This window comes from Mycobacterium sp. 134 (assembly GCF_048282715.1).
Classification (GTDB): Bacteria; Actinomycetota; Actinomycetes; order Mycobacteriales; family Mycobacteriaceae; genus Mycobacterium; species Mycobacterium septicum.
Map to the genome: position 1 here is coordinate 3494575 of NZ_JBLVUN010000008.1, position 18966 is coordinate 3513540.

An 18966-nucleotide genomic window follows, 5' to 3' on the forward strand; every position below is an offset into this window, starting at 1 on the left:
GAGTTCTCCAGTGCCCAGGGTGACGGACGATCATCTTGCCGCCCGGCGTCGTCAGATTCTCGACGGCGCCCGGCGCTGCTTCGGTCAGTACGGATATGAGAGTGCGACCGTGCGGCGGCTCGAAGAAACCATCGGGCTGTCGCGCGGCGCAATCTTTCACCACTTCAAGGACAAGGACACCTTGTTCTTCGAGCTGGCCCGGGAGGACGCCGAGCGGATGGCCGAAGTGGCCGCCCGCGAAGGCCTGATCCAGGTGATGCGGAACATGCTTGCCGCGCCCGAGCAGTTCGACTGGCTGGCCACCCGGCTGGAAATCGCCCGAAAATTGCGCAACGATCCGGCCTTTCACCAAGGCTGGGCGGAACGGTCCGCCGAGCTGGACGCCGCGATCACCGAGCGCCTGCGCCGCCAGAAGCAGGCCGGGCGCCTACGTGACGACGTGCCGAGTGCGGTGCTGCACATCTACCTGGATCTGGTGCTCGACGGCCTGGTTGCCCGGATCGCCTCCGGAGAGGACCCGAAGAACCTCACCGCGGTGCTCGACCTGGTCGAGGACAGCGTGCGGCAGCAGACGCCGGCGGACAGCTGAATCCGGCTACCGCACAGCCGTTGTGCTTGTCACACCCTCGCCCGAGTGCGGTGGTTGGGCCCACCGCGGCTGCGCATCGTCGTTCCCGACTCGCGCAGCAAGCTATGGATCGAGCCATAGGAACGTCCGGTGGTAGCCACCAGCGTGCGGATGCTGGCGCCCCCTTCGTATGCCCTGCGAAGCTCTGTCAGCAGTTCGCCGCGATTCTTGTTCATTTCCCTCATCGACATCTCCCAGCTTGTGATGTCCCGACGGGTACCCACACTAGAAACCAGAAACACACCGGTGGGCCGATTTGTCCAACGTCTTATATTGACGTTCTCGAAGATGCGGTGGTTCTTGAGAATTCGCCGTCAGGCGAGCTCGATGAGGTCCCGGTATTCGGTGGACCAGAAGTCCTCGGTGCCATCCGGCAACAGCACCACCCGCTGCGGATCCAGGGCCTCGGCCGCACCCGGATCGTGGGTCACCAACACGACTGCACCCTGGTAGCTGCGCAGCGCGTCCAGAACCTGCTCGCGTGACGCGGGGTCGAGGTTGTTGGTCGGCTCGTCCAGCAACAACACGTTGGCCGTCGAGGCGACCAGGCCGGCCAGCGCCAACCGCGTCTTCTCACCGCCGGACAGCGTGCCCGCAGGCTGCTCCAACTGCGGGCCGGTGAACATGAAGGCGCCCAACAGACCTCGAAGATCCTGCTCGCCGGTGTCCGGCGCGGCGTGACGGATGTTCTCCCAGACGGTCGACTCGTTGTCGAGGGTGTCGTGTTCCTGGGCGAAGTATCCGATCTTGCACCCGTGCCCGGGTTCCAGGACTCCGGCGTCGGCGGTCTCGGCGCCGGCGAGCAGCCGCAGCAATGTCGTCTTGCCCGCACCGTTGAGTCCGAGCACCACCACCCGGGATCCGCGGTCGATCGCCAGATCGACACCGGTGAAGATCTCCAGCGACCCGTAGGTCTTGGTCAGCCCCTTGGCCACCAGCGGGGTCTTACCGCACGGCGCCGGCGTGGGGAACTTGATGCGGGCCACCTTGTCGGCCACCCGCTCGGCGTCGAGTTCGGCGATCATCCGTTCAGCGCGACGCAACATGTTCTGTGCGGCAACGGCTTTGGTGGCCTTTGCGCCCATCTTGGCGGCCTGGGCCCGCAAGGCGCCCGCTTTCTTCTCGGCGTTGGCACGTTCTCGGCGACGGCGCTGTTCGTCGGTCGCGCGCGCGTCGAGGTACTTCTTCCAGCCCATGTTGTAAACATCGGCCTCACCGCGTACCGCGTCGAGGAACCACACCCGGTTGACGACCTCGTCGAGCAGCTCGACATCGTGGCTGATGACCACCAGTCCACCGGTGTGGTTGTGAAGGAAGTCGCGGAGCCAGCCGATCGAGTCGGCGTCGAGGTGGTTGGTGGGCTCATCGAGTAAGAGAGTTGTGGCAGATCCCGAACCGGTGTCGCTGGCCGCGAACAGGATGCGGGCCAGCTCGACACGCCGGCGCTGGCCACCGGAGAGCGTGCGCAGCGGCTGCGTCAGCACCCGATCGGGCAGGCCCAGGCTGGCGCAGATCCGGCCGGCCTCGCTCTCGGCGGCGTAACCACCCAGCGCCGAGAACCGCTCCTCCAACTGCCCGTAGCGGCGCACCGCTTTGTCGCGGGCCGCATCGTCGGCCACCTCGGCCATCAAGACCTGCTGCTTCTCCAGGTCTGCCAGCAGCGTGTCGAGACCGCGCGCCGAGAGCACCCGGTCGCGGGCCAGGACGTCGAGGTCGCCTTCTTTGGGGTCCTGGGGTAGGTAACCGACCTCGCCCGTACGCGAGATGCTGCCGGCGTACGGCTCGCCTTCCCCTGCCAGGATGCGCATGGTGGTGGTCTTGCCCGCGCCGTTGCGCCCGACCAGTCCGATCCGGTCGCCGGGCTGCACGCGCAGCGCGGAGCCCTCGAAGGACAGCAGCGTGCGCGCGCCGGCGCGGACCTCCAGGTCCGTTGCGGTGATCACGCTGCGTCCTCCTCGGTGTCTGTGTTACTTCTCGTCGGTAAATACGGCTGGGCGCTTCTCCGCGCGCGCGGCAACCGCTTCCTCAAAGTTTGCGGTGAGCAGGCGCACGAAAAGTTGTCCCAGGCCCTCGGCCTGCATGTGCCCCTCCAGGCTAGCGGCGTCCAGTCCACTCCAAAGTGTGCGCTTGGTCAACTCGATACCCGGCCGGGAGAACGCCGCCATGCGGTCCGCCATCGAGTAACAGGCGTCCAGGAGCGCCTCCTCGGCCACCACGCTGGAGACCAGACCGATGCGCTCTGCCTCCTGCGCGTCGACGTCACGGCCGGTCAACATGATCTCGAACGCCCGTGACGACCCGATGGCCCGCGGCAGCAGGTAGGACAAGCCCAGCTCACTGGCGGTAAGCCCGTTGTTGATCCCCGCGGCGCGGAAGTAGGCGCTCTCGGCGGCGACCCGGACGTCACATGCCAGCGCCAGGCAGAGACCGCCCCCGATGGCCGCGCCGTTGACGGCGGCGATCACCGGCTGGTGCAGACGGCGTAGGGCGAGAATCACATCGTCGAGGATCTCCATCGACCGCAGGGCGTACGTCGGCCTGGTCAGACCTGCGACGTGCGGAACGGAGCCGGCCGACTTGTGATCGGCCCCGGACGAGAAGCCCCGGCCGGCCCCGGTGAGCACCACGACGCGCACGCTGTTGTCATAGCGGAGCTCTTCGAGGACGCCCTTGAGCGGCACCATGACGTCGAACGCCATCGAGTTCATCCGCTCAGGCCGGTTGAGGGTCACCAGGGCCACGTCCGGTCGCGGACGGTCAACCAGTACGAATTCGTTCTGCGCAGTCACGGACAGCACGCTATCGCGTGCCGTTCATCACACCTGTTCGGCGTCGCCCTCAGCGGCCTGCTCTTTCATGGCCGCGTCGATGTCGAATTCCTTGATCTTCTGAACCAGATCCTCCAGCGCCGCCGGTGGCAGCGCTCCGGCCTGGTTGAAGACCAGCTTGCCCTTCTTGAACGCCATCAAGGTCGGGATCGACCGGATGTCGGCGGCCGCGGCGAGACCCTGCTCAGCCTCGGTGTCCACCTTCGCGAACACGACATCGGGGTGCTGCTCCGAGGCGGCCTTGAACGTCGGTGCGAAGGCACGACACGGTCCGCACCACGACGCCCAGAAATCCACCAGCACGATGTCGTTGCCGTTGACGATGTCATTGAACTGATCTGCGGTGATGTCCTGCGTACTCACACTTTTCCTAACGTCGGGGCGTAGCGGCCTGTTCCCACCATATGGGCAACATGAACTGGCAGCAGGCTTTCGGCGGGCGCGGGCCGCCGAAAGCGACCCGCGCCCGCCGACCGTCAGGCCGGCACTTCCCGTTGGTACGGGCGTCCCGACTCGAATCGCCAGATCGCGTGGTGAAGGGCAGCGTTCTCCCAGCCCGCGGATTCCGACACCGCGCGCAGCAGCGTGGCAGCGGGCGCGGCCGCACCCGCCTCGCGGGCGACGTAGCCCTCCACCGCCCGGTCCACCGTGACGCCGGGGACCTGCGCGAGCGTCACCAGGTAGCCCCATGTGAAACCTGACTGCTGCCCCGGCACCGCGCACCACGCGGCCTTGGCCGCGGCGCGGCGATCGTCGTCCTGGGCGGCCGTACGGAGGTCCTCGGCCGTCCGGATGCCCAGTTCGACAAGGGCTTGGGCGGCTGCGAGGAGTGCGACCGACCGCAGCGGCGCACCTTTGGCGGTGGAGGTCGGGCGACGGTTGCCGACCTGGGACGCCCACTGCCGCGGTCCGCCGAGGCCGTGGATGCTCGCCAGCAATTCCCGGGCGCCGTCGGAGTCGGCGTCGCCTCCTTGCCCGGCCCGGTGACCGCGATACCGCTCCACGATCCGCTCGACGGTCAGATGACGCGCTCCCGTGACATAGATCGCGTCAATGATGCACAGCGCCAACGCATTTGGATAAGCGGTGGGGTCCGGCCAGCCCGCCGGGCCGCCGAGATCGCGTTCGCAGGCCGCGTGCAGTCGTTCAGCTTCGGTGCTCATCGTGGTGCCTTCCGGTTACGTGGGAACGCCATCCGTCCCCATTGCGCCGAAAGCTAAAGACGCAGGCCGAGAAACCCAGCCCGGGATCGGCTCAGAATCGGGAGTTATCCACAGGGTTGGTTCTTGCTCTAGCGGCATGCTCGGTCGACGTTGGCCAGCAGTTGCGCCTGCCGCCTCGGCCACCAAAAGAGTTCGACCGCCAGTGCCGCCAAGTAGATGACCGACACCACGGCATTGCCGACCGATCCGAATACGGCGTCCCACAACGCGCTTGCCAAGGCGACGACGAGCACCAACGGCAGCAGCCAGCGAAACGGGCGAGCCGTCTCTGCCGCCTCGTGCACTCCGCGGCCGTAGTCGCGAGCGGGGTCAGCCAGTCGTGGATCCTCGATGCGCCGACCGGCGCGGGCAGCGCGCACGACCGCAACGCGGTCGGCTCCGGTCAACTGCTGCGACATGGGCCAGTACCGGGCCATCCGGCGCGCCATCCAGATGCCGTAGAACGTGCCGACGATGACAAGGACCAGCACGGCCGAGACCCAGAACCCGGAGTCCAGCCAGGCGAGCGCACCCAGCACGAAACCCACACCGGCGCCGACGATCAGCGCCCGACCCGCGAAGCCGCTACGCCAGACGAACGCTGGGACCGTGATCACACGGTCATTGTGCGGTGTCTGTCGGGATCTAGACCGTGAAACCGAGAGCGCGCAACTGCTCGCGCCCATCGTCGGTGATCTTGTCCGGGCCCCACGGCGGGTTCCAGACCCAGTTGATCTTGATCTCGTTGACCAGCCCCGCACCCACCAACGCGGTACGCGACTGGTCCTCGATCACGTCGGTCAGCGGACAGGCCGCCGAGGTGAGTGTCATGTCGATCAGCGCGACCGCGCCCTCGTCGCCCTGCTCGACGTTGAGTCCGTAGACCAGCCCGAGGTCGACGACGTTGATGCCCAGCTCGGGATCCACCACGTCACGCATGGCCTCCTCGACGTCGGCCAGCAGTTCCTCTGAGGCCCCGGCAACTTCCCCGCTCGCTGCGCTCGTATCGGCCGGTACGTCACTCATCGTTTGTCCTCCACGTCGTCGCTGGCCTGCACCAGCGCATCCTTAAAAGCCATCCAACCCAGCAGCGCACACTTCACCCGCGCCGGATATTTGGCGACACCGGCGAACGCGATGCCGTCACCGAGTACATCTTCGTCCCCCTCGACGTTGCCGCGTGAGGAAATCATCTCGGTGAACGCCTCGACCGTCTTGAGTGCGTCGCCGACGCTCAGGCCGATGACCTGATCGGTGAGCACAGAAGTGGCGGCCTGACTGATCGAGCAGCCCTGGCCGTCATACGAGATGTCGGCGACCGTTTCCGCATCGTCGGAGAGTGCGACCCGCAACGTCACCTCGTCCCCGCAGGTCGGGTTGACGTGATGCACCTCGGCAGCGAAGGGCTCCCGCAGTCCGCGGTGATGCGGATGCTTGTAGTGGTCCAGGATCACTTCCTGGTACATCTGTTCCATTTTCACGAGAAGAACTCCACGGCACGCTTGATGCCGGCCACCAGTCGATCCACCTCGTCGAGTGTGTTGTACACCGCGAACGACGCACGAGCCGTCGCGGCGATGCCGAAGTGGCGGTGCAGCGGCCAGGCGCAGTGGTGCCCGACGCGTACCGCGACGCCCTCGTCGTCGAGCACCTGCCCGACATCGTGGGCGTGGATCCCGTCGACCACGAAACTGACCGGCGATCCGCGGTGCTCTGTCGTCGTCGGTCCGATGATGCGGACTTGTGGCAGGCCTGCCAGACCGGCCAGGGCGGCCGCCACCAATTCCGCCTCGTGCGCCTCGACCGCGTCCATCTCGATGTCGCTCAAATACCGTGCGGCAGCGGCCAATCCGACCACCTGCGAGGTCATCGGGGTGCCTGCCTCGAAACGCTGCGGGGCCGGCGCATACGTGGTCTGTTCCATCGTGACGGTCTCGATCATCGAACCGCCCGTGATGAACGGCGGCATCGAGTTCAGCAGTTGCTGCCGGCCGTAGAGCACGCCGATACCCGTGGGCCCGAGCATCTTGTGACCCGAGAAAGCCGCGAAATCGACATCGAGGGCATGGAAGTCGACCGGCTGGTGCGGTACCGACTGGCACGCGTCCAGCACGGTCAGTGCACCGACCGCCTTGGCCCGCGACACCAACTCGCCCACCGGGGCCACCGCGCCAGTGACGTTCGAATGATGGCTGAACGCCACCACTTTCACCCGCTCGTCGAGTTCCAGCGAATCGAGATCGATACGGCCGTCGTCGGTGACGCCGTACCAGCGAAGCGTCGCACCGGTGCGCTGGGCCAGTTCCTGCCAAGGGATCAGGTTCGCGTGGTGTTCCAGCTCGGTGGTGACGATGACGTCGCCGGGGCCGACCGCATGCTCGAACCGCTTGTCCCCCAGCACATACGACACCAGGTTGATCGACTCGGTGGCGTTCTTGGTGAACACCAGTTCATCGGGCTCGGCACCGACGAACGCCGCGATGTCCGCACGGCCCTGCTCGTAGGCGTCGGTGGCCTCTTCCATCAGCTGGTGCGCGCCGCGGTGCACCGCACCGTTGGAGGTGGTGAGGAACTCCCGTTCGGCGTCGAGGACCTGTAGCGGCTTCTGCGACGTCGCACCGGAATCCAGGTACGCCAGCTGTTTTCCGCCGCGCATCACCCGGCTCAGAATCGGGAAATCAGCTCTGATCCTGGCCAGCCCGGCTTGGTCCAATGTCGTCGCCGAGGTGGTCATGTCAGGCCCCGACAGCTTGGGTGAAGCGCACGTATCCGTTCTCTTCGAGCTCGTCGGCGAGTTCCGGCCCGCCCGATTCCACGATGCGACCGCCGACGAACACGTGCACGAACTGCGGACGGATGTAGCGCAGGATCCGGGTGTAGTGGGTGATCAGCAGGATGCCGCCGTGCTCGGCCTCGGCGTAGCGGTTGACGCCCTCGCTCACGATGCGCAGCGCGTCGACGTCCAGGCCAGAGTCGGTCTCGTCGAGGATCGCGATCTTCGGCTTGAGCAGATCCAGCTGCAGGATCTCGTGGCGCTTCTTCTCGCCACCGGAGAAGCCCTCGTTGACGCTGCGCTCACCGAACGCGGGGTCGATCTCCAGCTGGTCCATCGCGGCCTTGACTTCCTTGACCCAGTGGCGCAGCTTCGGCGCTTCGCCTCGGACCGCGGTGGCCGCGGTCCGCAGGAAGTTCGACATCGACACCCCGGGCACCTCGACCGGGTACTGCATGGCCAGGAACAGACCCGCCCGGGCCCGTTCGTCGATGCTCATCTCGAGGACGTCCTGTCCGTCGAGCGTGATCGAACCGGAGGTGACGGTGTACTTCGGGTGTCCGGCGATGGCGTACGACAGCGTCGACTTGCCCGAGCCGTTGGGGCCCATCACCGCGTGGGTCTCCCCCGACTTCACGGTGAGGTCGACACCCTTGAGGATCGGGATCTCGGTGTTCTCGGCGCCTTCGGCGGCGTTGACCGAGACGTGCAGGTCCTTGATTTCCAGAGTGGTCATGACTACGAAGTTCTCGATTCAGTGATGGCTAGTTCTTTTTCAATGGCTGCGGTCAGGCGCTCACGTACCTCGGGTACGGCGATCTTGGCGATGATCTCGTTGAAGAATCCGCGCACGACCAGACGTCGGGCCTGATCCTCGGGGATGCCGCGGGCGCGCAGGTAGAACAACTGCTCATCGTCGAAACGCCCGGTGGCACTGGCGTGCCCGGCACCGACGATCTCGCCGGTCTCGATTTCGAGGTTGGGTACCGAATCGGCGCGGGCACCGTCGGTGAGCACCAGGTTGCGGTTCACCTCGAAGGTGTCGGTACCGGTGGCCTCGGCCCGGATCAGCACGTCGCCGATCCACACCGTGTGCGCGTCGGGCTTGCTGGAATCCGGATCACCCTGCAACGCGCCCTTGTAGAGGACGTCGGACTTACAGTGCGGCTGAGCGTGGTCGACCAGCAGCCGCGACTCGAAGAACTGACCGTCGTCGGCGAAGTAGGTGCCGAGCATCTTGGCGTCACCGCCGGGTCCGGTGAACCGCACGGTGGCCGCGGTACGCACCACGTCGCCACCGAGGGTGACGTTGACGTGTCCGAGCACCGCGTCCTTGCCGAGCTTGGCGTGGTGGGCGCTGACATGCACCATGTCGTCGGCCCAGTCGGCGATCCAGATCAATCCGAGGCCGGCCGAATCGCCGACGATGATCTCGACGTTGTCGGCGTAGGTTCCGCTGCCGCGCAGGTCGACAACCACAATGGCACGCGAGAGCTCTTCCACCCGGATCTGCAGGTGTCCGTAGCCCACGGTGTCCACACCGGGTCCGTCCACGACGATCTCGATGGGCTCGGCCACCTCGGTATCGCGCTTGACCGTCACCACGGTCGCCGTCTCGAACGACGAGTAGGCTTGGGCCGCAACACGATCGGTGGGCACACCACCCTCGCCGAGACGCTTGTCGTCCCGGCCGACGGTCTCCACGGTCACGCCGGTCCGCTCGGTCACGGTGATGCCGGCACTGCCGTTCGCGACAGCAGAGCCGTCGTGCAGGCCGCGAAGCCGCTTGAGCGGGGTGAACCGCCACAGCTCGTCGCGACCGCCGGGCACCTCGAAGGCGTTGACGTCGAACGATGCGAACAACTCGCCCTTGTTGGCGGCGACCCCTTCGACCGCTTCAGTCAGATTCTGTGTCACTTAACCGACCGCGCCTTCCATTTGCAGCTCGATCAGCCGGTTGAGCTCGAGCGCGTATTCCATGGGCAGTTCCTTGGCGATGGGCTCGACGAAGCCGCGCACCACCATCGCCATCGCCTCGTCCTCGGTCAGGCCGCGGCTCATCAGGTAGAACAGCTGATCCTCGCTGACCTTGGACACGGTGGCCTCGTGACCCATCGTGACGTCGTCCTCGCGGATGTCCACGTACGGGTAGGTGTCCGAGCGGCTGATCGTATCGACCAGCAGCGCATCGCATTTCACGCTCGACTTGCTGCCGTGCGCACCCTTGTTGACCTGCACCAGGCCACGGTAGGACGCGCGGCCACCGCCACGGGCCACCGACTTGGACACGATGTTGGACGACGTGTGCGGAGCCAGGTGCAGCATCTTGGCACCGGTGTCCTGGTGCTGACCCTCACCGGCGAACGCCACCGAGAGCACCTCGCCCTTGGCGTGCTCGCCGGTCATCCAGACGGCCGGGTACTTCATCGTGACCTTGGAACCGATGTTGCCGTCGATCCACTCCATGGTGGCGCCGGCCTCGGCCCGGGCCCGCTTGGTGACCAGGTTGTAGACGTTGTTCGACCAGTTCTGGATCGTGGTGTAACGCACCCGGGCACCGGGCTTGACGACGATCTCGACGACTGCGGAGTGCAGCGAATCCGACTTGTAGATCGGAGCGGTACAACCCTCGACGTAGTGCACGTAGGAGCCCTCGTCGGCGATGATCAGCGTCCGCTCGAACTGGCCCATGTTCTCGGTGTTGATCCGGAAGTACGCCTGCAGCGGGATGTCGACGTGCACACCCGGCGGCACGTAGATGAACGAGCCACCCGACCACACCGCGGTGTTCAGGGCCGAGAACTTGTTGTCGCCGGCCGGGATCACGGTGCCGAAGTACTTCTTGAACAGTTCGGGATGTTCCTTCAGACCGGTGTCGGTGTCCAGGAAGATGACGCCCTGGGCCTCGAGGTCCTCGCGGATCGAGTGGTAGACCACCTCCGACTCGTACTGCGCGGCGACGCCGGCCACCAGGCGCTGCTTCTCGGCCTCCGGGATGCCGAGGCGGTCATAGGTGTTCTTGATGTCCTCGGGCAGTTCCTCCCAGGACGCGGCCTGCTTCTCACTGGACCGCACGAAGTACTTGATGTTGTCGAAGTCGATGCCCTCGAGGTTGGAACCCCAGTGCGGCATGGGCTTCTTGTCGAAGGTGCGCAACGCCTTCAGCCGGACGTCGAGCATCCATTCCGGCTCGTTCTTCTTGGCCGAGATGTCACGCACGACGGCTTCGGACAGGCCGCGCTGCGCACTCGCGCCTGCGACATCCGAGTCCGACCAGCCGTAGCCGTAGTTGCCCAGTGACGCGATGGTCTCTTCCTGGGTCAATGGCGTTTCGGGCGTGATGGTCATGTCGCCGCTCCTTGCTTGCTCGCTGTTTGGCTTGTCACTGCGGTCGTCCGGGCGCGGGCTGTGCCCCGAACCTTGGTCGCACTGTCTGTACTTGCTTCGGTCTCGACGCTGTCCGCGTCGAGTGGAACGTGAGTGGTGCAGGCGCAGTCACCGTTGACGATGGTGGCCAGGCGCTGTACGTGGGTGCCCAGAATCTCGGCGAACGCCTCGCTCTCCGTCTCGCACAACTCCGGGAACTCCTCGGCGACATGCGATACCGGACAGTGATGCTGGCAGATCTGCACCCCGTGGATCGGGCCGTCCACCGGTGTCGTGGTGGTGGCGTACCCGGCCCGGGTGAGCGCGTCGGCGACACGCTGGGCGGTCTCGGCGACTCCGCCGGACCCCTCGGTGACCCCGGCCAGGATGGTGTCCACCCGGCGCCGCGCGAAAGTCCGCACGGCATCCTTGCCACCGATCTCACGCAGTTGCCGAATCGCGGCGACCGCGAGGTCGTCGTAGGTGTGGCCGAGTTTGGCGCGCCCCGCAGCGGTCAGCCGGTAGCGTTTGGCCGGGCGACCCCGGCCGTTGTGCTCCCACGCGGCGGCGGCACTGGCCTGCGCATCGCCGGCCTCGATCAGGGCATCGAGGTGACGACGGACGCCGGCAGCCGAGATTCCGAGCCGCTCACCGATCTGCCCGGCCGTGATGGGGCCTTCGAGCAACAGGTGGATGATCGCCCTCCGGGTATGCCCGTCGGAGGCCGGCACCACGTCGTTGACCGGCTTCGGCACACTGACCGAAGCTGGGCTCGAAGCAGAGCCCGCAGCCGTACGACGCATTTTCACAACACCATTGTGACGGAATTCCACGCAGGGTTCTAGCAAGGGCACCCTTACGTGACCTGGGCCACCGTTGCCTGGCGAGGACCGCCTCCGTCGACGGTTACGCTGCCCTGATGGCAAGCCGCCTGTCGACCTTCAGCTCATCGATCGCCCGGTGGCACGGCGACGAACGGACCGTCGGGTCCCCACTCAACGCCTCCGAGGTCATCGCGCAGCGCCGTACCCGGCTGTTCGGGGCCACCGGAACCGTCCTGATGGCGATCGGCGCCCTCGGTGCGGGAGCCCGCCCCGTCGTGCAGGACCCCACCTTCGGGGTGCGGCTGCTCAACCTGCCCTCCCGCATCCAGACCGTGTCGCTGACGATGACCACCACCGGTGCGGTGATGATGGCGCTGGCCTGGCTCATGCTGGGACGCTTCGCCCTCGGCCCCCGGCGGATGTCGCGCAGCCAGCTCGACCGCACGCTGTTGCTGTGGGCCATCCCCCTGCTGATCGCGCCGCCGATGTACAGCAAGGACGTCTACTCGTACCTGGCCCAGAGCGAGATCGGGTACATCGGTCTCAACCCCTACAAAGTCGGCCCGGCGACCGGCCTCGGCCTCGATCACGTGTTCACGTTGTCGGTGCCCAGTCTGTGGCGCGAGACCCCGGCCCCGTACGGGCCGCTCTTCCTGTGGATCGGCGAGAGCATCTCTGCGCTGACCGGAGAGAACATCGTCGCCGCCGTGCTGTGCCACCGCGTCGTGGTGCTGCTCGGTGTCGGGCTGATCGTGTGGGCGACGCCGCGGCTGGCCCGGCGCTGCGGCGTCGCCGAGGTCAGCGCGCTGTGGCTGGGCGCCTGTAATCCCCTGCTGTTCATGCACCTGGTGGCGGGGATCCACAACGAGGCGCTGATGCTCGGGCTGATGCTGGCCGGCACGGAGTTCGCGCTGCGCGGCATCGACGCGGCCGCGCCCCTGATCCCGCGGCCGCTGACCTGGCCACATACCCGCGAAGACTGGGAGCACTGGTATCCCGCGGCGATGCTGCTGCTCGGGACTGTGCTGATCACCCTGTCCTCCCAGGTCAAGCTGCCGTCGCTACTGGCACTGGGATTCGTCGCGATGGCCCTGGCCTGGCGTCTGGGCGGCACGATCAAGGCGTTCTTCGTGGCGAGTGTCCCGCTCGGCACGGTGTCCCTGGCCGTGATGGCCCTGATCGGCTGGGCCAGCGGGCTGGGGTTCGGCTGGCTGGGCACCCTGGGCACGGCCAACGTCGTGCGCAGCTGGATGTCACCACCGACATTGCTGGCCCTGGGCACCGGCCAGGTCGGCATCCTGTTGGGTCTCGGTGACCACACCACCGCGGTGCTGGCCCTGACCCGCGCCATCGGCGTCTTCTTGATCGCGATCCTGGTCAGCTGGCTGCTGCTGGCGGTGATGCGCGGCCGCCTGCATGCCGTGGGCGGCCTGGGCGTCGCCCTCGGCGGCACGATCCTGCTGTTCCCCGTGGTGCAACCGTGGTATCTGCTGTGGGCGGTGATCCCGTTGGCCGCGTGGGCAACCCGGCCAGGGTTCCGCGGATCCACGATCGCCATCACCCTGGTCGTCGGCATCTTCGGTCCGACGGCCAACGGCGACCGGTTCACGTTGTTCCAGATCGTGATGGCGACGCTGGCCAGCGCGCTGATCGTGCTGATCCTGATCGGGCTGACGTGGCGCCGGCTACCGTGGCGCGCGTCACGTCAGACGGACACAAGCCCACCGCCGGCACGCACGCAGTCCCCCGACGCCTACGCTGAATCCCCGTGACCTCGCGTTCTGAACATCCGGTGCTGCTCCGCGGCGTCATCAAGCGCTACGGATCGACAACAGCGGTCGCCAACCTCGACCTCGACGTGCAACGCGCCGAGGTGCTCGCCCTGCTCGGCCCCAACGGCGCGGGCAAGACCACCACCGTCGAGATGTGCGAGGGGTTCATCCGCCCCGACGGCGGCCGGGTCGAGATCCTCGGCCTGGATCCCGTTGCCGACAACGCCCAGCTGCGTGAGCGGATCGGTGTGATGCTGCAGGGCGGCGGCGGGTACCCCGCGGCGAAGGCCGGCGAGATGCTCAATTTGGTCGCCTCCTACGCCGCCGATCCCCTCGACCCGGCCTGGTTGATGGACACCCTCGGCCTGACCGAATCCGCCCGCACCACCTACCGGCGTTTGTCGGGCGGCCAGCAACAACGTCTGGCACTGGCCTGCGCCGTGGTGGGTCGCCCCGAGTTGGTGTTCCTCGACGAGCCCACCGCCGGGATGGACGCCCACGCCCGAATTGTGGTGTGGGAGTTGATCGATGCGCTGCGCCGTGACGGTGTCACCGTAGTGCTGACCACCCACCATCTCACCGAGGCCGAAGAACTCGCCGACCGGATCGTCATCATCGATCACGGCGTTGCGGTCGCCACCGGCACACCGGCCGAGCTGACCCGCAGCGGCGCCGAGAACCAGCTGCGATTCAGCGCGCCGCGCAAGCTCGACCTGTCCCTGCTGACCGCGGCCCTGCCGGAGAACTACAAGGCCACCGAGACCGCTCCCGGCGAGTACCTGGTCGAGGGTCACATCGATCCGCAGGTGCTGGCCACCGTGACGGCGTGGTGCGCCCGGCTCGACGTGCTCGCCACGGATATGCGGGTGGAGCAGCGCAGCCTCGAAGATGTATTCCTCGACCTGACAGGACGGGAGCTGCGGTCATGACGAGTGCTCCGAACAGATTCGCCCCGGGCACCTTCTCCCCGGACCCCGCCGGCCAAGGTGCCGGCCATGCTGGCCGCCCAGTTCGGGCTGGAACTGAAGTTGTTGCTGCGCAACGGCGAACAGCTGCTGCTGACGATGTTCATCCCGATCACACTGCTGGTCGGGATGACACTGCTGCCGCTGGGCTCGTTCGGTGACAATCGGGCGGCGACCTTCACCCCGGCCATCATGGCGCTGGCCCTGATCTCCACGGCGTTCACCGGGCAGGCCATCGCGGTGGCCTTCGACCGCCGGTACGGCGCCCTGAAACGGCTCGGCGCCACCGCACTGCCGGTGTGGGGCATCATCGCCGGCAAGTCGCTGGCCGTGGTGACCGTCGTGTTCTTGCAGGCAATCCTGTTGGGCGCCATAGGTTTTGCACTGGGCTGGCGGCCTTCACCGGCAGGTCTGGCGCTGGGCGCGGTGATCATCGCGCTGGGCACCGCCACGTTCGCGGCGTTGGGGCTGCTGCTCGGCGGCACCCTGAAGGCCGAGATCGTGCTGGCGCTGGCGAACCTGCTGTGGTTCGTGTTCGCCGGCCTCGGCGCACTGACGCTGGAAGGCGGCCCGGTTCCGTCCGCGCTGCGCTGGGCTGCCCGGTTGACGCCATCGGGCGCCCTCACCGAATCCCTCACCCAGGCGATGACGGTGTCGATGGACTGGTTCGGCGTGGCCGTACTGGTGGTGTGGGGTGCCGTCGCGGCGATCTGCGCGCTGCGCTGGTTCCGGTTCACCTGACCCCAAACCAGCCCTACTACGGGCTGTAGTTCCTGATCAACTACGATCAGGCCGTGCCCGGCGGAACAGCTTTCCAGCGACTGGTCGATCTGCTGCCCATGCCGAGTCTGCGGGTTCAGCGCCTGGTCGCGTTCCTGGTGATCCTCACCCAGGGCGGTATCTCGGTCACCGGGGCGATCGTCCGGGTCACCGCGTCCGGCCTTGGCTGCCCCACCTGGCCCCAGTGCTTCCCGGGCAGCTTCACGCCCGTACCGCACGCCGAAGTCGCCGTCGTGCACCAGGTGGTCGAGTTCGGCAACCGGATGATCACCTTCCTGGTGGTGTTGACGGCCATCGCCGCGGTCCTGGCCGTGACCCGCGCCCGTCGCCGCCGCGAGGTGTTGATCTACGCCTGGCTGATGCCGGCCTCCACCGTGGTCCAGGCCATCATCGGCGGCATCACGGTGCGGACGGGCCTGCTGTGGTGGACCGTGGCCATTCACCTGCTGGCGTCCATGGCGATGGTGTGGCTCGCGGTTCTGCTGTTCGTCAAGATCGGGCAGCCCGACACCGGTGCGCCGACGGAAACCGTGCCGAAACCGTTGCGGCAGCTGGCCGTCCTGAGCGCTGTCCTCCTGGCCGCAGTCCTGGTGACGGGAACTCTGGTGACCGGGGCCGGCCCTCATGCCGGCGACAAGAGCCTCGATCGCGTGGTGCCGCGCCTGCAGGTCGAGATCACCACGCTGGTGCACATGCATTCGTCGCTGTTGGTCGCCTACCTGTCGCTGATCGTCGCGCTGGGATTCGGTCTCGCCGCGGTGCGCGCCCCACGCCCGGTCATGGTCCGGCTCGCAGTTCTGGTGGTGCTGGTGTGCACCCAGGGACTCGTCGGCATCGTGCAGTTCTACACCGGTGTTCCCGCGGTCCTGGTCGCCGTCCACGTCGCCGGTGCGGCCACCTGCACCGCGGCCACCGCGGCGTTGTGGGCCTCGATGCGTGAGCGGGTCGAGGCCGGCGACTAGTCCGGCGGCATCCTCGTCAGTGGTTCCACCCGGCGGCGGTCTGCGCGTCGAACGTCGCGTCGATGCGGTCGAATCTTCGGCGGATAGAAGTTCGTGACGCTTCGTGCGACAGCACGTACAGCCGGTCGGCAAGCACCGCCTCGGCGGTGAGCCGGGCCACCTCGTCGACGTCGAGAACGTCGGTGCCGGCGATCAGTTGATCCTCGACCGCTTCCCCGCGCGCTCGCGCCGACGTGGCAAGAAGGTTGGTGCCCACCATCATCGGGCACAAGACCGAAACCCCGATGCCATTGCTGTCGACCTCGCGGGCCAGCACCTCGGCCAGCGCGACCACACCGTACTTGGCCACGCAATACGCGCCGAGGCCGACGTTGGGGACCAGACCGGCGAAGGACGCGGTGAACAAGAGATGCCCGCCCTGGCCCTGTTCGATCAGTCGGGGCAGAAATGCCTCGACACCGTGAACCGGCCCCCACAGGTCGACGTCGAGGACGAAATGCCAGTCGTCGTGGGTCATCTGTGCGATCGGCCCGTCGACAGCCACACCGGCGTTGTTGAACACCACGTGGACGGCGCCCAGCAGCCGGAAGGCCTCGTCGGCGAGATGAGTCACCTGGTCGAGTTCGCGGACATCGCACGGCACGCCATGAGCGTCGTGCCCTTCGGACCGCAGTTGCGCGACGGCTCGACCGAGCGCCGTTTCGTCGTGGTCGGCGAGCACAATCCGGGCTCCCCGCGCGGCGAATTGGCGCGCCGTCGCCAAGCCGATACCGCTGGCCCCGCCGGTGACCACGGCGCCGCGCCCCTCAAAGGTATGCACCGGCCGACTCTAGAGCGGCTCGGTCAACCGGTTCGCCGAAATCGCTGACCTACTGCTACTCAGAATCCCCGGTGTGACAGCGGGCCCAGCCCGAACCGCTCCAGGGCGCCCTCCACGCCGACCGCGAACCGGCGCTCGGCACGCTCGCGCGCGGTCTGATCTAGCTGCCGGAATCCCAGTCCCGGCTCGACCAGTTCCAGCTCCAGTAGCCGGGGATCCTCCGGACCGCCGATCACGTCGACCCGGGCGTACACCAGGTCCTCGGGCTCAAGGTCGAACCGCCGGATCACCGCGTCAACCGTCAGGCGGCCGACCTCCCAGACCTCGTCATCGGGATCCGCCGGCGACAGCGACTCCTGGGCATAGGTGCCGGTCTCCTCGAATTCGGGTGACTGCCCGGCCGGCGGCAGGATCGGTCCCTTGGTGAACGCGTGGGATTCCTGACCACCCAGGAACACCAGAGCGGTCTCGCCGTCGGCGATCCGCGGATCGTAGGGCTGCACCAACACGGCACGGCCGTCGGCGTGCAGCGCTGCCGCGTGGGCCAGGGCCTCCGAGGCATCGACGAACCGCTGTGCCCCGGTCGAGCCGGCCCCCACCGCGGGCTTCACCACGACTTCGCCGTCGGGCACGCTGACCTTGTCGCCGACCGCGAAATATCCGGTCGGCACCACCGGCACCCCCATGCGGTGCAGATCGTCGAGGTAACGCTTGTCGGTGTTCCACTCGACGATCTGCGCCGAGTTGATCAGGTGGGGCACCGACCGCGTCCAGGTGAGGAACTCGTCGAGACGCTCGGTGTAGTCCCAGGTGGCCCGCAGGATCACCAGATCGGCATCGAGGGTGGCCGGGTCGTCCCAGGGCAGCCAGCGCGCGTGCAGCCCGCGGTTGCGCAGCGCCATGAGCAGGCCGGCGTCGTCGCCGTCGCCCTCGGGCAATGCGGCGCAACCGGCCAGCACGATGCGGGGATGGAACACATCCGGACGGGCGAGCTTCACCCTCGCGATGATAGGTGTGGATGATGGATGGCGTGTATGCCATCGAAGTTGCCGAGACCGGCGGACCCGAAGTCCTGAGCTACGTCGAGCGGCCCGAGCCCTCCCCGGGTCCCGGCGAGGTACTGATCAAGGCCGAGGCGGTCGGCGTCAACTTCATCGACACCTACTTCCGATCCGGGCTGTATCCGCGGGAGGTCCCGTTCATCGTCGGGTCCGAGGTGTGCGGCACCGTCGCAGCGGTCGGCGACGATGTGGCGGCGCTGGCCGTCGGTGACCGCGTGGTGACCGCGAATGCCACCGGCGCCTACGCCGACTTCTGTGTCGCCCCAGCTGATTTCGTCGCGTATGTGCCCGACGGCGTGGCACCCGACGCCATCGCGTCGGCGCTGCTGAAAGGCATGACCGCGCACTACCTGATCAAATCCACCTATGCCGTGCAGCCGAGCGACACCGTGCTGGTGCATGCGGGCGCCGGCGGCGTCGGCCTGATCCTCACCCAGTGGGCCACCAGCATGGGCACCCGGGTGATCACGACGGCCTCGACGCCGGAGAAGGCCGAACTGTCCCGGCACGCCGGCGCGATCGAGGTACTCGAGTATCCGGAGGATCCGGCCGAGTTCGGCGACAAGATCCGCGATCTCACCGGCGGGGCGGGAGTGGCCGCCGTCTATGACGGGGTCGGTGCGTCGACGTTCGACGCCAGCCTGGCCAGCCTCGCGGTGCGCGGCACGCTGGCTCTGTTCGGTGCGGCCAGCGGGCCGGTGCCGCCGGTGGATCCGCAGCGCCTCAACGCGGCCGGCTCGGTGTTCCTGACCCGTCCGACGCTGGCCCACCACACCCGCACGCCCGATGAATTCTCCTGGCGTGCGGGAGAACTGATCAATGCCATCGCAGACGGATCCATCACCATCACCGTCGGTGGCCGTTACCCGCTGGCCGATGCGGCCCAGGCCCACACCGACCTGCAGGGCCGCAAGACCGTCGGCTCGATCGTGCTGGTGCCCTAGCCCGGCCGGCTCTGAGCCCGCGAGATCATCACTATGGTCGT

General features: G+C 67.2%; 20 protein-coding genes and 1 pseudogene. 6 read left to right on the forward strand and 15 right to left on the reverse strand.

Going from position 1 to position 18966, the window contains the following annotated elements:
- The first annotated feature begins 10 nt into the window (after positions 1-10).
- Positions 11-589: a TetR/AcrR family transcriptional regulator gene (locus ACNQVK_RS21390; RefSeq protein ID WP_044518305.1), complete on the forward strand. Its 579-nt coding sequence runs from the start codon at positions 11-13 to the stop codon at positions 587-589.
- A 29-nt stretch (positions 590-618) separates the two neighbouring features.
- Here the strand turns inward: ACNQVK_RS21390 and ACNQVK_RS21395 are convergent, their stop codons facing one another.
- From ACNQVK_RS21395 to ACNQVK_RS21455, 13 genes are all read right to left on the reverse strand, one after another.
- Complete coding sequence (locus ACNQVK_RS21395) at positions 619-813, reverse strand: helix-turn-helix domain-containing protein (RefSeq protein ID WP_409551939.1); 195 nt, start codon at positions 811-813, stop codon at positions 619-621.
- Positions 814-942: 129 nt separating this feature from the next.
- Positions 943-2571 carry an ABC-F family ATP-binding cassette domain-containing protein gene (locus ACNQVK_RS21400; RefSeq protein WP_409551940.1) on the reverse strand — a complete coding sequence of 543 codons (1629 nt, stop codon included), beginning with the start codon at positions 2569-2571 and terminating at the stop codon, positions 943-945.
- A gap of 24 nt (positions 2572-2595) precedes the next feature.
- Positions 2596-3426 carry an enoyl-CoA hydratase gene (locus ACNQVK_RS21405; protein WP_418031101.1) on the reverse strand — a complete coding sequence of 277 codons (831 nt, stop codon included), beginning with the start codon at positions 3424-3426 and terminating at the stop codon, positions 2596-2598.
- An 18-nt stretch (positions 3427-3444) separates the two neighbouring features.
- Positions 3445-3819: a thioredoxin gene (trxA, locus tag ACNQVK_RS21410; protein ID WP_044518301.1), complete on the reverse strand. Its 375-nt coding sequence runs from the start codon at positions 3817-3819 to the stop codon at positions 3445-3447.
- A gap of 113 nt (positions 3820-3932) precedes the next feature.
- Entirely contained in the window at positions 3933-4619 is a 687-nt protein-coding gene (locus ACNQVK_RS21415; protein WP_418031102.1) for a heme peroxidase, read from the reverse strand.
- A 128-nt stretch (positions 4620-4747) separates the two neighbouring features.
- Positions 4748-5275, reverse strand: a complete 528-nt coding sequence (locus tag ACNQVK_RS21420) for a hypothetical protein (protein ID WP_418031103.1) — start codon at positions 5273-5275, stop codon at positions 4748-4750.
- A gap of 28 nt (positions 5276-5303) precedes the next feature.
- Complete coding sequence (locus ACNQVK_RS21425; protein WP_418031105.1) at positions 5304-5684, reverse strand: metal-sulfur cluster assembly factor; 381 nt, start codon at positions 5682-5684, stop codon at positions 5304-5306.
- Positions 5681-6133, reverse strand: a complete 453-nt coding sequence (gene sufU, locus ACNQVK_RS21430) for a Fe-S cluster assembly sulfur transfer protein SufU (protein ID WP_210741441.1) — start codon at positions 6131-6133, stop codon at positions 5681-5683. Before sufU ends, ACNQVK_RS21425 begins: the two co-directional genes overlap by 4 nt.
- 2 nt (positions 6134-6135) lie before the next feature.
- Positions 6136-7392 carry a cysteine desulfurase gene (locus tag ACNQVK_RS21435; RefSeq protein WP_418031106.1) on the reverse strand — a complete coding sequence of 419 codons (1257 nt, stop codon included), beginning with the start codon at positions 7390-7392 and terminating at the stop codon, positions 6136-6138.
- A 1-nt stretch (position 7393) separates the two neighbouring features.
- Entirely contained in the window at positions 7394-8167 is a 774-nt protein-coding gene (sufC, locus tag ACNQVK_RS21440) for a Fe-S cluster assembly ATPase SufC (protein ID WP_418031107.1), read from the reverse strand.
- Positions 8168-8169: 2 nt separating this feature from the next.
- Entirely contained in the window at positions 8170-9348 is a 1179-nt protein-coding gene (gene sufD / locus ACNQVK_RS21445) for a Fe-S cluster assembly protein SufD (protein WP_418031108.1), read from the reverse strand.
- Complete coding sequence (gene sufB / locus ACNQVK_RS21450; protein ID WP_276125525.1) at positions 9349-10779, reverse strand: Fe-S cluster assembly protein SufB; 1431 nt, start codon at positions 10777-10779, stop codon at positions 9349-9351.
- The gene (locus ACNQVK_RS21455) at positions 10776-11600 is read right to left on the reverse strand and encodes a helix-turn-helix transcriptional regulator (protein ID WP_418031109.1); all 825 of its coding nucleotides are present in this window, start codon (positions 11598-11600) and stop codon (positions 10776-10778) included. The genes sufB and ACNQVK_RS21455 overlap by 4 nt, the downstream gene beginning before the upstream one ends.
- 116 nt (positions 11601-11716) lie before the next feature.
- Between ACNQVK_RS21455 and mptB the strand changes: the two genes are divergently transcribed.
- The 4 genes and pseudogenes from mptB to ACNQVK_RS21475 all read left to right on the forward strand — a co-directional run bounded on the left by mptB (position 11717) and on the right by ACNQVK_RS21475 (position 16100).
- Positions 11717-13393 carry a polyprenol phosphomannose-dependent alpha 1,6 mannosyltransferase MptB gene (mptB, locus tag ACNQVK_RS21460; RefSeq protein ID WP_418031110.1) on the forward strand — a complete coding sequence of 559 codons (1677 nt, stop codon included), beginning with the start codon at positions 11717-11719 and terminating at the stop codon, positions 13391-13393.
- Entirely contained in the window at positions 13384-14322 is a 939-nt protein-coding gene (locus ACNQVK_RS21465) for an ABC transporter ATP-binding protein (RefSeq protein ID WP_418034250.1), read from the forward strand. The genes mptB and ACNQVK_RS21465 overlap by 10 nt, the downstream gene beginning before the upstream one ends.
- Positions 14319-15099 (forward strand): annotated as a pseudogene (locus tag ACNQVK_RS21470) (ABC transporter permease). The gene ACNQVK_RS21465 and the pseudogene ACNQVK_RS21470 overlap by 4 nt, the downstream one beginning before the upstream one ends.
- A 98-nt stretch (positions 15100-15197) precedes the next feature.
- Entirely contained in the window at positions 15198-16100 is a 903-nt protein-coding gene (locus tag ACNQVK_RS21475; protein ID WP_418034251.1) for a COX15/CtaA family protein, read from the forward strand.
- Positions 16101-16116: 16 nt separating this feature from the next.
- Here the strand turns inward: ACNQVK_RS21475 and ACNQVK_RS21480 are convergent, their stop codons facing one another.
- Positions 16117-16920, reverse strand: a complete 804-nt coding sequence (locus tag ACNQVK_RS21480) for an SDR family NAD(P)-dependent oxidoreductase (protein WP_418031111.1) — start codon at positions 16918-16920, stop codon at positions 16117-16119.
- Between the two features lie 59 nt (positions 16921-16979).
- The gene (locus tag ACNQVK_RS21485) at positions 16980-17918 is read right to left on the reverse strand and encodes an ATP-grasp domain-containing protein (RefSeq protein WP_418031112.1); all 939 of its coding nucleotides are present in this window, start codon (positions 17916-17918) and stop codon (positions 16980-16982) included.
- A 32-nt stretch (positions 17919-17950) separates the two neighbouring features.
- Here ACNQVK_RS21485 and ACNQVK_RS21490 point away from each other — a divergent pair, with 32 nt between their 5' ends.
- Positions 17951-18925, forward strand: a complete 975-nt coding sequence (locus ACNQVK_RS21490; protein WP_418034252.1) for a quinone oxidoreductase family protein — start codon at positions 17951-17953, stop codon at positions 18923-18925.
- The last annotated feature ends 41 nt before the right edge of the window (positions 18926-18966 follow it).

What these genes read in the sequence shown, in the direction of transcription:
- ACNQVK_RS21395 (WP_409551939.1), bottom strand. Translation starts at nt 813, where the DNA reads ATGAGGGAAATGAACAAGAATCGCGGCGAACTGCTGACAGAGCTTCGC.
- sufC (WP_418031107.1), bottom strand. Translation starts at nt 8,167, where the DNA reads ATGACCACTCTGGAAATCAAGGACCTGCACGTCTCGGTCAACGCCGCC.
- mptB (WP_418031110.1), top strand. Translation starts at nt 11,717, where the DNA reads ATGGCAAGCCGCCTGTCGACCTTCAGCTCATCGATCGCCCGGTGGCAC.
- ACNQVK_RS21435 (WP_418031106.1), bottom strand. Translation starts at nt 7,392, where the DNA reads ATGACCACCTCGGCGACGACATTGGACCAAGCCGGGCTGGCCAGGATC.
- ACNQVK_RS21455 (WP_418031109.1), bottom strand. Translation starts at nt 11,600, where the DNA reads ATGCGTCGTACGGCTGCGGGCTCTGCTTCGAGCCCAGCTTCGGTCAGT.
- ACNQVK_RS21475 (WP_418034251.1), top strand. Translation starts at nt 15,198, where the DNA reads ATGCCGAGTCTGCGGGTTCAGCGCCTGGTCGCGTTCCTGGTGATCCTC.
- ACNQVK_RS21425 (WP_418031105.1), bottom strand. Translation starts at nt 5,684, where the DNA reads ATGAGTGACGTACCGGCCGATACGAGCGCAGCGAGCGGGGAAGTTGCC.
- sufU (WP_210741441.1), bottom strand. Translation starts at nt 6,133, where the DNA reads ATGGAACAGATGTACCAGGAAGTGATCCTGGACCACTACAAGCATCCG.
- ACNQVK_RS21415 (WP_418031102.1), bottom strand. Translation starts at nt 4,619, where the DNA reads ATGAGCACCGAAGCTGAACGACTGCACGCGGCCTGCGAACGCGATCTC.
- sufB (WP_276125525.1), bottom strand. Translation starts at nt 10,779, where the DNA reads ATGACCATCACGCCCGAAACGCCATTGACCCAGGAAGAGACCATCGCG.